This is a genomic window from Janthinobacterium sp. BJB401 (genome assembly GCF_013372745.1).
Taxonomy (GTDB): Bacteria; Pseudomonadota; Gammaproteobacteria; order Burkholderiales; family Burkholderiaceae_D; genus Janthinobacterium; species Janthinobacterium rivuli.
On the sequence record NZ_JABXFH010000016.1, the window covers coordinates 105257 to 116944 of the forward strand.

Here is an 11688-nt window from a genome sequence, read left to right on the forward strand (position 1 = left end):
GCGGCTGATGCGAGAGTCCACCGATAAAATCCCCGGGCGCGGGGTAGAATAAAAAAAACGGAGGACTCGCGTGAATCAAACTGACCAGTTGGCGGTACTGAAAAAACCGCTGCCCGCATCCCTTGCTGCCGTACTTTCCCTGATCTTTGCCGACCGCTTTTCCATGACGCAAGCCATGCGCGAACACCATGGCCGCGACGAGTCGAGCTATCCCCCCATGCTGCCGGACGCCGTCATCTTCGCCCATTCCACCGAGGAAGTGGCGGCCGCCGTCAAGCTGTGCAGCGCGCACGACGTGCCCATCATCGCCTACGGCAGCGGTACGTCGCTCGAAGGCCATGTGCTGGCCTTGCATGGCGGCGTGACGATTGATCTGTCGCAAATGCACCAGATGGTAGCGGTGCATGCTGAAGACTTGACGGCCACCGTGCAGGCGGGCGTGACGCGCAAGCAACTCAACGAAGAAATCCGCGACACGGGCCTGTTCTTCCCCATCGACCCGGGCGCCAATGCCTCGCTGGGCGGCATGGCGGCCACGCGCGCCTCGGGCACGAACGCCGTGCGCTACGGCACCATGCGCGAAAACGTGCTGGCCCTGACGGTGGTCACGGCCGATGGGCGCATCATCAAGACGGGGACCAGGGCGAAAAAATCGTCGGCCGGCTACGACCTGACGCGCTTGTTCGTCGGCAGCGAAGGGACGTTGGGCATCATCACGGAAGTGACGGTCAAACTGTATCCGCTGCCGGAAGCGATCTCGGCGGCCGTATGCTCGTTCCCCGGCACGGGCGAAGCCGTCAGCGCCGTGATCCAGACCATCCAGATGGGTATTCCCGTGGCGCGGGTCGAGTTTCTCGATGAAAATGGCGTGAAAGCCATCAATGCCTACGACAAGATGGCGCTGCCGGAGAAACCCTTGTTGCTGTTTGAATTTCACGGCACGCCGGCCAGTGTGGCCGAGCAGGCGCAGCTGGTGCAAGCCATCACGGCGGAACACGGCGCCAGCGATTTCGAGTGGGCCAGCCGCCCCGAAGACCGCTCGCGCCTGTGGGCCGCGCGCCACAACGCGTATTTCGCCCTGCTGCAGATGCGCCCCGGCAGCCGCGCCATTTCCACCGACTGCTGCGTGCCGATTTCGCGCCTGGCCGAATGCATCCTGGCCACCAAGGCCGATTGCGAAGCGCAGGGCCTCGTCTATGCCATCATCGGCCACGTCGGCGACGGCAATTTCCACGTGCAGATGCTGGTCGATCCCGACGACCCGGCCGACATCGCCCGCGCGGAAAAGGTCAACAGCGACATGGTCACGCGCGCCATCGGCATGGATGGCACCTGCACGGGCGAACACGGCGTGGGCATGCACAAGATGGCCTTCCTCGTGGAAGAACATGGCGAAGGCGCCATCGACACCATGCGCGCCCTCAAGCACGCGCTGGACCCGAAGAACATCATGAATCCGGGCAAGATCGTACGCTGGTAATCAGGCCGTCAATTCCATGCGCATCGGCACGAAGGCGATCCCATCCATTTCCACCTTCGGCCCCGTGGCGACAAAGCCCAGGCTGGTGTACAGGGGCAAGGCATACATCGAGGAGTTGACGGTAAAGGCCGTCACGCCGCCTCTGGCCAGCGACGCATCGCGGGCGGCCTGCCACAAACGGCGCGCCATGCCGCGCCGGTGCAGGGCGCGTGGCACGAACATGTGGAACAGATGCGTGTTGTCGCGCATCGCCACCACGCCTGCCAGTGCCCCTTCGATATGCGCGAGCTGATACGCGTAGCGCGACTGCGACAGATAGCCTTCGATGGCCGGCTGGCGGCAATGTTCGATGAACTTTTCCGCCCCCGCGCCGTCCGGGTGCAGGGTCAGAAAGGGCATCAGGTCGTCGATCAGGGCGACGATGGCGGAGGCGTCGGCAACCAGGGCGGGACGCAGTATCGGTTCGGGCAAAGTAGTCATATAACAATCATGCCACCACCTGGATAATGTTGACAAGCATCAACAGAAATCCCGGCTGCTGGTGCGCAAGCGTCCCAGCAAATGCGACATGTCGACCAGGCGCTTGGCCACCAGATTGCGCACGATACCCTCGCGCTGCCACACGCCGTACACGCCCAGCAGCGGCGCGCTCAGCACTTCGCGCCGCTGGCTTTCCACCAGGTCGGGCCAAACGATGACGTTGACGGTGCCCGTCTCGTCTTCCAGTGTCATGAAGATCACGCCCTTGGCCGTGCCCGGACGCTGGCGCACGGTGACGATGCCGCAGGCGCGCGCCAGCTGGCCATCCGTGTAGCTGGCCAGCGCGGACGCGGGCAGGAAACGCTGTTCCAGCAATTGCCTGCGCAGCAGCGCCAGCGGGTGGCGGCCCAGGGTCAGGCCTTGCGTGCGGTAGTCGCTGACGATGCTCTCGCCTTCCGTCGGTGCGGCCAGCACGGGCAAGTCTTCCTCTTGCGTGGTGACGCGCAGCAAATCCTTGTCAGGCACGGCGCCGGCCGCCTGCCATAAGGCCTCGCGCCGGTGACCAGCCAGCGCGTGCAGGGCGTTGCCGGCGGCCAGCACCTGCAAATCATGACGGTCCAGGCCGCCACGCCGGGCCAGGTCGGCCACGTCGACAAAAGCGGCGATGGCGCGCGCATCCTCGATGCGCAGAGCCGCCTCGACGCGCATGCCGAACAGGCTGTTCAAGCCCAGGCGCACGGCGGGCGCGGCGCCCTGCCCGTCTTCCAATGCCGCTTCCCAGCCGCTGACGGCCACGTCGACGGGCAGCACGTGCACGCCATGCCGGCGACCATCCTGCACCAGTTGCGAGGGACTGTAAAAGCCCATGGGCTGGCTGTTGAGCAAGGCGCACAGAAAGGCGGCAGGTTCGTGGCATTTCAGCCAGGAACTGGCGTACGTCAGCAGCGCGAAACTGGCCGCGTGCGACTCGGGAAAACCGTATTCGCCAAAGCCCTCGATCTGGCTGAAGATGGCCTCGGCAAACTTTTTCTCATAGCCATTGTCCACCATGGCATCGACGATGCGGTCATGGTAATTGTTCATGCCGCCCTTGCGTTTCCAGGCCGCCATGGCGCGCCGCAACTGGTCCGCTTCGCCGGGCGTGAAATCGGCGGCGATGATGGCCACCTGCATCACTTGCTCCTGAAAAATCGGAATACCCAGGGTGCGTCCCAACGCCTTTTCCAGACCCTTCGGATAGTCGACCGGTTCTTTCTGCTGGCGCCGCTGCAGATACGGATGCACCATGCCGCCCTGGATGGGGCCGGGACGCACCAGCGCCACCTCGATGACGAGGTCGTAAAATTCACGGGGGCGCAACCGGGGCAGCATGCTCATCTGGGCGCGCGACTCGATCTGGAACACGCCGATGGTGTCGGCCTGGCACATCATGTCGTAGGTGGCGGGGTCTTCGGCGGGAATATCCTGCAGGCGGAATTCCTCGCCGCGCCGCGTCCCCACCAGTTCCAGGGCGCGGCGCAGGGCCGACAGCATGCCCAGCGCCAGCACGTCGACCTTCATCAGGCCCAGCTCCTCGAGGTCGTTCTTGTCCCACTCGATGACGCTGCGCTCGGCCATGCTGGCGTTTTCAATCGGCACCAGGCGCGACAATTTTCCCTGCGCAATCACAAAGCCGCCCGGATGCTGCGACAGGTGGCGGGGAAAGCCCAGCAGTTGCTGCGCCAGGCCGGCCCACTGCTGCGATAGTTCCGCCTCCGGGTCGAGCCCGCATTCGGCCAGGCGATCCAGCAGATCGCACTTGCCGTCGAACCAGCGGTGCGCCTTGGCCACTTTTTCCACGATGGCCAGGTCGATCCCCAGCGCCCGGCCGCTGTCGCGCAAGGCGCTCTTCGGCCGGTAGCTGATCACCACGGCCGCCAGCGCGGCCCGCTCGCGCCCATATTTTCCGTAGATATATTGAATCACCTCCTCGCGCCGCTGGTGCTCGAAGTCGACGTCGATATCGGGTGGCTCGTTGCGCTCGCGCGACATGAAGCGCCCGACCAGCGAGTTGCCCCGTGCCGGGTCCACTTCCGTGATGTGCAGGCAATAGCAGACGGCCGAATTGGCGGCCGAGCCCCTGCCCTGGCACAGGATATTTTGCGAGCGGGCAAAGCGCACAATGTCGTACACGGTCAAAAAGTAGGCTTCATACGACAGCTCGGCGATCAGTTCCAGTTCCTGCTCGATCTGCTCCTGCACGTTGGCCGGAATACCCAGCGGAAAGCGGCTGCGCGCGCCCGCATACGTTTCTTCGCGCAGATAGGTCGCCGGCGTGTGGCCGTGCGGCACCAGCTCGACTGGATAGTCATAGCGCAGGCTGTCGAGGGAAAATGTGCACTTCTTGGCGATGCGCACGGTTTCCGCCAGCGCCTGCGGCGGATACACATTGGCCAGGCGCAAGCGCGCGCGCAGATGCTGCTCCGCATTTTGCGCCAGCGCGTAGCCGCACTCGGCCACGGGTTTACCCACGCGTATCGCGCACAGGGTGTCGAGCAGGGGCTTGCGCGAACGCACGTGCATGCACACATGGCCCACAGCCACCACGGACAAGCCCAGCGCCTGCGCCGCCTCCTGCACGGCGCCGCGGTGCGCGTCATCCTGCGCCCGCTGCAGCAGGTTCAGGCCGATCCAGCTGCGCTCGCCGCCAAAGGTAGCCGCCATCCACGCCCCCTGTGCGCGCACGGTTTGCGGCTGGGCCGGATAGCTGGGCAGCAAGATCATCAGGCAACCGGGCAGCCCCTGCAAATGGGAAAACTCGGCCGAGGGCGCGGCAAAATCGTCTGGCGTCAGCAAATAGCGCCCCTTGGCCGCCCGCGTGCGCGCCATGGTGATCAGTTCCGACAAATTGCCATAACCCTCGATGTCCCGCACCAGCGCCAGCAGGGACAGGGCCGGACTGCCTTCGGCCTGCGTCAAATGAAAATGCGCGCCGATGATCAGCGGAAAACCGGCCCGCTTGGCCGTCGCATGCGCGCGCACGACACCCGCCAGCGAGCACTCGTCGGTAATGGCCAGCCCCTTGTAGCCAAGCTGGACGGCGCGCGCCACCAGCTCTTCCGCATGCGAGGCCCCATGCAGGAAGCTGAAATTGCTCAGGCAGTACAACTCAGCATACTCGGGTAAGACGGCGCCCCACATGATCTACCTCAATACTGTATATAAACACAGTATATTATACTCATCTGGAATACGGCTTCTCGGTTATGCTGGTGTTTTACCTTGCGCATCGCCCGCCATGATCGTCCATCTCTTGAAATGTTTCGGCGCCGCACCCGGTGGCGGCAATGCGGCGCTGGTCGTGGAAAACGACGACAGTAGCGAAACGGCGCGCCAGCAATTCGCCCGCGAGCGCCAGGTCAGCGCCTGCGTCTTCATCGACCGGCAGGCGGACGGCGCGGAGGGATGCCTCGTGCTCGACTATTTTTATCCGCACACGCGCAGTCCCCTGTGCCTGCACGCCACCCTGGCGGCCGCGCATGTGCTGCTGACGGCGCCTGGCGCGCCGGCAACCCTGACGGTCACCACGGCCATGCGCGGACAAGCCTTGCAGCTGGTGTACAACGCAGCCGGTCTGTTTATCGGCCTGGCGCCGCAGCCAGCACCGTCCGTCATGCTGGAAAAATATGTGCCGTCCGAACTGATGGGCCAGCACATGCACTTGCTGTCACCGCCCGTCATCGCCTCCGTCGGCAGCCCGAAACTGCTGCTGGAAGTGGCCGACCGCACCACCCTGCGCGCGCTGCGGCCGAACCTGGAACTGATCGCCGACTGGAGCGCTTTACATCAAATCAATGGCTGCTATGCGTATTGCCGCACGGGCGAGCACGAGTACGAGGGCCGCAACTTCAACCACCTCGACCCGGCGCTGGAAGACAGCGCCACGGGCGTGGCGGCGGGCGCGCTGTCAGCACATTTGCAACAGTCGCTGCGCCTGCATCAGGGCCACGTGACGCAGCAGCCGTGTCTGATCCAGGTGCAATACAGCCCTGTGGAAATCCTGGTGGGCGGCATGGTGCAACGCAGCACCTGAACGGAGCATGCCGCACCAGTACAAGGCAAGCCAGGCAGCTGTCAAAAGATAATCAACCAGGAAACAACAGTTACATCAAATTTGTAATAACAAAACAAAGTATCGCTGGTGAATGCTGAAATGATGGCACTAGAATCAAGTCACGAATCTTGCTCATCAGCCACTTGGAGATACTGCGTGCCGACCCTCACCACCTTGCGTAAAGCAGTCCTCATCAGCCTGTACGGCAGCGCCGCCATGGCCGCCTTCAGTCCCGCCGCCATGGCGCAGAGCAACGACCCTGCGGCCACGGACGGCCCCGTGCAAACGGTCAGCGTGGTCGGCTCGCGCCGCGTCGCCAGTTCCTCTACCGATACCATGGTGCCGGTCGATATCATTCCGATTTCCAAGGTGGCCGAGCAAGGCGGCCAGTTCGACCTGGCGCAATCGCTGCAATACATTTCTCCCTCGTTCAATTCCACACGCCAGTCGGGCGCCGACGGGGCCGACCTGATCGATTCGGCCGCCCTGCGCGGCCTCGGTTCCGACCAGACCCTCGTGCTGGTGAACGGCAAACGGCGCCATACGACGGCCCTCGTCAACCTGTTCGGTGCGCGCAACCGCGGCAACACGGGCACGGACATGAATGCGATTCCGCTGCTGGCGATCAAGAATGTGCAAGTGCTGCGCGACGGCGCCGCCGCCCAGTACGGCTCGGACGCCATCGCCGGCGTGATCGACATCGAACTGAAGAAAAGCCTGGGTTGCGAAGCCGTGGCCGGCTACAGCCAGTATTCCGCAGGCGACGGCAAGAATTACATGACCTCGGCCTATTGCGGCATCGCGCTGGGCGACAAGGGCACCCTGGCCATCACGGGCGAATACCTGGACCGGGGCCGCTCGAACCGGGCCGACGCGGACAGCATGCGCATCATCGGCGACACCAAATCCGAAAACAAAACCCTGTACGTGAATGGCGACTACGCCACCAGCGGCACGGGCAAGCTGTACTTCACGGCCGGCGCGCAGACGCGCGATGCCTCGAGCGCCGCGTTTGGCCGCGACGGCATCGGCAGCGTTGACGTCCCTGCCCGCAATTCGGCCGCCATGTACCCCGATGGTTTCGTGCCTTTTATTAACGGCAAGATCGACGACCAGTACGCCACCATCGGCCACCGCAGCCAGATCGGCGAATGGCATGCGGACTTTTCGCAAACCTATGGTTACAACAAGATGCGCTACGACGTCAGTCATACCCTGAACGCCTCGATCGCCAATCTCGACCTGATGAACGGCGGCAAGGGCGTCAGCGCCAGCAGCTTTGACGCGGGCGGCTTTTCGTTCCAGCAACTGACCAGCAATGCCGACTTCAGCCGCTACTACGACACGGTGATGCGCGGCATGAACGTGGCCTTCGGCGCCGAATACCGCAGCGAGGAATACAAGATCATGGCCGGCGAACCGGGCTCCTACAGCGACGTCGACGGCGTGGGCGTGGGCGGCAATGGCCGCAGCCAGGGATTTCCCGGCTTCCAGCCCAGCGATGTGACGAAAGCCAAACGCCACAGTATCGCCGCGTATGGCGACGTCGAACTGGACTGGACGGAGCGCCTGAAAACCCAGGCGGCTTTGCGCTATGAAAAATTCAGCGACTTCGGCTCCACCGTGACGGGCAAGCTGGCCGCCAGCTACAAGGTGGCGCCAAACGTGCTGCTGCGCGGCTCGGCCAGCACGGGTTTCCGCGCGCCATCGTTGCAGCAAGTGTATTTCTCGTCCACCTTTACCGACTTCGTCAGCGGCGTGGCCACCGACGTGGTGCTGGCGCCGAATGGCGGCGCCGTCGCCAATGCGGCCGGCATTCCCAAGCTGAAAGAGGAGAAATCCACCAGCTTTACGTTCGGCACCACCTGGACGCCCACGCAAGCCATTTCCGTGACGGCCGACTTGTACAACATCAAGATCAAGGACCGCATCGTGCTGTCGGGCCGTTTCAATGCCGGCAATTATCCGGACCTGGCCGCGCGCCTGGCCCAGCTGGGCGTGACGGAGGCACAATTTTTCGTCAATTCCGTCGACACGCGCACGCGCGGACTGGACCTGACGGCTTCGCACAAGGGAGAATTGGCCGGCAACCGCCTGAACACCTTCCTGGCCTTGAACTTGAGCAAAACGGAAGTGACGAAAGTCAAGACGCCCGCCTCGCTGACGGGCTTCGAGGATGTCCTGCTGTCCGAGCGCGAACGCCTGTTCATCGAACAGGGCGGCCCGCGCGCGAAAGCCACCCTGGGCTTCGACTACATCACGGGCAAGCTGGAGTCCGACTTGCGCGTCATCTACTTTGGCCCGCAAACCCTGGGCACCTTCAGCGGCACGGCCAATGGCGTGCCGAACGCCCGCTACGCGGCCAAGATCTCGGCCGACCTGAGCTTTACTTACAGCATCAGCAAGAACACCAAGCTGACCTTTGGCGGCAACAACATCTTCAACGTCAAGCCCACCACGCAAAACGCAAACGAGACGGATAACGGTTTCAAATACGACAGCGTGCAGTTCGGCCTGAACGGCGCCTCGTACTTCGGACGGCTGTGGGTGAAGTTCTGATCACCTTGCCTGCGTAAGAAAACAGCGGCTGCGCCAGCATGGGCAGCCGCTGTTTTTCATGCTGGCGTCCATACACTCACGTCCAGCCTGGATTGTCGCTTGATTTGAAATGATGAAACAGCGACTCGTAAGGCCAGCCGTCCTCGGCCACGACACTGCAATCGGTGGCGCGTACGCAGTCATGCAGCAATTTGACTGGATCAGCAATAACAGGAACAGGTAATGTATCCAATATCCGTTTCCTGGCAGCAGAAAATTCGGCATATTCGTCTACGTAGTCCTGCTCGCTGAACCGAGCGGCCTGTAGCATCTCTTTCAAGTTGCCACCCTCTGAAAATTTGAGCAGGTCGCGCCAGTAAGGCAGCGCCAGCATCATGGCAATCAACTCCGTGAGATTGGTGGCGATACAGCCCGCCTGCCCCTCGGATGTAACATACAGGACAGGGCGTCGTTCGACCTCGCCATCACCGTACGCCAGAAAAACGCCACCGCTGCTTTCACCGGCCAGTACCATGAAAGGATGTTCTGGCTGCAGCGTGATCCAGGAGCTGTCCCGAGCGGCGCGGCCAAGGTCAAAATCGCAATGCGATGCGAGCTCGTCCATCACAGTTTGCGATTCTTGTATATCAGCAAGAATAATCATAATAGAGAAACAACCTTCAGTGCGATAGGTGAAAAGCCATGGACTATCCGCTTGCTTCGTAGGGGAACGTGCCCCCTTGGCCCGCCCCAGCGGCTTCCAGCCAGCACGGACGCAGTGAACAATCTTTGCCCTGCGGCAGAAAGCACGGATAATAGCGCCTAACTCATAAGCACAGTATTGGATTACCTCATGGAAATTAAAGTCAACTTTCTCGACAAGCTGCGTCTCGAAGCCAAGTTCGATGATTTTACGGTCATCGCCGACCAGCCCATCCGCTACAAGGGCGATGGTTCGGCGCCTGGTCCGTTCGATTACTTTTTGGCATCGTCGGCCCTGTGCGCGGCCTACTTCGTGAAGTTGTATTGCGATACCCGCAATATTTCCACCGAAAACATCCGCCTGTCGCAAAACAATATCGTCGATCCGGAAAACCGCTACCAGCAGATTTTCAAGATCCAGGTCGAGTTGCCGGCCGATATTTCGGCCAAGGATCGCCAGGGCATCCTGCGCTCGATCGACCGTTGCACGGTGAAAAAAGTGGTGCAAACGGGTCCCGAGTTCGTCATCGAAGAAGTCGAGAACCTGGACGCCGATGCGCAAGCCTTGCTGGCCCTGAATCCGGCCCCTGGCGCGAATACTTATATCGTCGGCAAGGATTTGCCGCTGGAACAGACCATCGCCAATATGTCGGGCCTGCTGGCGGGCCTGGGCATCAAGATTGAAATCGCCTCGTGGCGCAACATCATTCCGAACGTGTGGTCGCTGCATATCCGCGACGCGCATTCGCCCATGTGTTTCACCAACGGCAAGGGCGCGACCAAGGAAAGCGCGCTGGCGTCGGCCCTGGGCGAGTATATCGAGCGCCTCAGCAACAACCATTTCTACGCCGGATCGTTCTGGGGCGAGGACATCGCCAACGCGCCATTCGTCCACTACCCGAACGAGCGCTGGTTCAAGCCGGGCCGCAAGGATGCGCTGCCGAAGGAGATACTCGATGAGTATTGCCTCGACATCTACAATCCCGATGGCGAACTGCGCGGCTCGCACCTGGTCGACACCAACTCCGGCAATGCCGAGCGCGGCATCTGCTCGCTGCCGTATGTGCGCCATTCCGATGGCGAGGTCGTGTATTTCCCCTCGAACCTGATCGAAAACCTGTACGTCAGCAATGGCATGAGCGCTGGCAATACCCTGGTTGAAGCGCAGGTGCAATGTCTGTCGGAAATTTTCGAGCGGGCCGTCAAGCGCGAAATCCTCGAAGGCGAAATCGCCCTGCCCGACGTGCCGCAGGACGTGCTGGCGAAGTATCCCGGCATCCTGGCCGGCATCCAAGGACTGGAAGAACAAGGTTTCCCCGTGCTGGTCAAAGATGCATCGCTGGGCGGCGTGTATCCGGTAATGTGCGTCACCCTGATGAACCCGCGCACGGGCGGCGTGTTCGCCTCGTTCGGCGCGCACCCGAGCCTGGAAGTGGCGCTCGAGCGCAGCCTGACCGAATTGCTGCAGGGCCGCAGCTTTGAGGGCCTCAACGACTTGCCGCAGCCGACGTTTGCCAGCGAAGCCGTCACCGAGCCAAACAACTTCGTCGAACACTTCATCGATTCGAGCGGCATCGTCTCGTGGCGCTTCTTCAGCGCCAAGGCCGATTACGATTTTGTCGAGTGGGATTTTTCCGGCCACGGCGAAAACTCGAATGCCGAGGAAGCGGCGACCCTGTTCGGCATCCTCGCCGGCATGGGCAAGGAAGTCTACACGGCCGAGTACGACCAGCTGGGCGCCACCGCCTGCCGCATCCTCGTGCCCGGCTATTCGGAAGTGTATCCGGTCGAAGATCTGATCTGGGACAACACCAACAAGGCGCTGCTGTTCCGCGCCGACATCCTGAACCTGCATAAACTGGACGATGCCAGCCTGGAAGACTTGCTCGACCGCCTGGAAAACAGCGAGCTCGACGAATACGGCGACATCGCCACCCTGATCGGCATCGAGTTTGACGAAAATACCGTGTGGGGCCAGCTGACGACCCTGGAATTGAAGCTGCTGATTCATCTCGCCCTGCAGCAATTCGAAGAAGCGAAAGAGCTGGTGGAAACCTTCCTGCAGTACAACGACAACACGCTCGAGCGCAAACTGTTCTATCAAGCCTTGAACGTGGTGCTGGAAGTGGAACTCGACGACGAACTGGAGCTGGACGACTACGTCGTCAATTTCCGCCGCATGTTTGGCAACGAACGGATGGACGCGGTGCTGGGCTCGGTGGACGGCAGCGTGCGCTTCTTCGGCCTGACCCCGACCAGCATGCAACTGGAAGGCCTCGACCGGCACCAGCGCCTGATCGACAGCTTCAAGAAACTGCACGCGGCGCGCGCCAAGGCAGCGGCCCGCTAAGTAGGTCGTGGGAAATTATTGTGGAGTTATGACGAACAGAACCGG

General features: G+C 62.0%; 7 protein-coding genes. 4 read left to right on the forward strand and 3 right to left on the reverse strand.

Going from position 1 to position 11688, the window contains the following annotated elements; translation table 11 throughout:
- The first annotated feature begins 163 nt into the window (after window positions 1–163).
- A complete protein-coding gene (locus HWE17_RS13085; RefSeq protein ID WP_255206233.1) occupies window positions 164–1480 on the forward strand; it encodes an FAD-binding oxidoreductase in 1317 nt (438 codons plus the stop codon).
- Here the strand turns inward: HWE17_RS13085 and HWE17_RS13090 are convergent, their stop codons facing one another.
- Together HWE17_RS13090 and HWE17_RS13095 are read right to left on the reverse strand one after the other, a co-directional pair.
- The gene (locus HWE17_RS13090; RefSeq protein ID WP_255206230.1) at window positions 1481–1960 is read right to left on the reverse strand and encodes a GNAT family N-acetyltransferase; all 480 of its coding nucleotides are present in this window, start codon (window positions 1958–1960) and stop codon (window positions 1481–1483) included.
- Window positions 1961–1999: 39 nt separating this feature from the next.
- Entirely contained in the window at window positions 2000–5140 is a 3141-nt protein-coding gene (locus tag HWE17_RS13095) for an error-prone DNA polymerase (RefSeq protein ID WP_176389023.1), read from the reverse strand.
- A gap of 97 nt (window positions 5141–5237) precedes the next feature.
- On the opposite strand from HWE17_RS13095, the gene HWE17_RS13100 reads away from it, so the two are divergent.
- The gene (locus HWE17_RS13100; RefSeq protein ID WP_176389024.1) at window positions 5238–6032 is read left to right on the forward strand and encodes a PhzF family phenazine biosynthesis protein; all 795 of its coding nucleotides are present in this window, start codon (window positions 5238–5240) and stop codon (window positions 6030–6032) included.
- A gap of 177 nt (window positions 6033–6209) precedes the next feature.
- Entirely contained in the window at window positions 6210–8612 is a 2403-nt protein-coding gene (locus tag HWE17_RS13105) for a TonB-dependent receptor (protein ID WP_176389025.1), read from the forward strand.
- A gap of 76 nt (window positions 8613–8688) precedes the next feature.
- Here HWE17_RS13105 and HWE17_RS13110 read toward each other — a convergent pair whose 3' ends face one another.
- Window positions 8689–9216 (reverse strand): hypothetical protein, encoded by a 528-nt coding sequence (locus HWE17_RS13110; RefSeq protein ID WP_176389026.1) that lies wholly within the window; start codon window positions 9214–9216, stop codon window positions 8689–8691.
- Between the two features lie 228 nt (window positions 9217–9444).
- Here HWE17_RS13110 and HWE17_RS13115 point away from each other — a divergent pair, with 228 nt between their 5' ends.
- The gene (locus HWE17_RS13115; RefSeq protein ID WP_176389027.1) at window positions 9445–11643 is read left to right on the forward strand and encodes an OsmC domain/YcaO domain-containing protein; all 2199 of its coding nucleotides are present in this window, start codon (window positions 9445–9447) and stop codon (window positions 11641–11643) included.
- Window positions 11644–11688 lie beyond the last annotated feature (45 nt).

Excerpts from the sequence above, each read along its gene's own strand:
- HWE17_RS13115 (WP_176389027.1), top strand. The coding sequence starts at position 9,445 with ATGGAAATTAAAGTCAACTTTCTCGACAAGCTGCGTCTCGAAGCCAAG.
- HWE17_RS13090 (WP_255206230.1), bottom strand. The coding sequence starts at position 1,960 with ATGACTACTTTGCCCGAACCGATACTGCGTCCCGCCCTGGTTGCCGAC.
- HWE17_RS13100 (WP_176389024.1), top strand. The coding sequence starts at position 5,238 with ATGATCGTCCATCTCTTGAAATGTTTCGGCGCCGCACCCGGTGGCGGC.
- HWE17_RS13085 (WP_255206233.1), top strand. The coding sequence starts at position 164 with ATGACGCAAGCCATGCGCGAACACCATGGCCGCGACGAGTCGAGCTAT.
- HWE17_RS13110 (WP_176389026.1), bottom strand. The coding sequence starts at position 9,216 with ATGGACGAGCTCGCATCGCATTGCGATTTTGACCTTGGCCGCGCCGCT.
- HWE17_RS13095 (WP_176389023.1), bottom strand. The coding sequence starts at position 5,140 with ATGTGGGGCGCCGTCTTACCCGAGTATGCTGAGTTGTACTGCCTGAGC.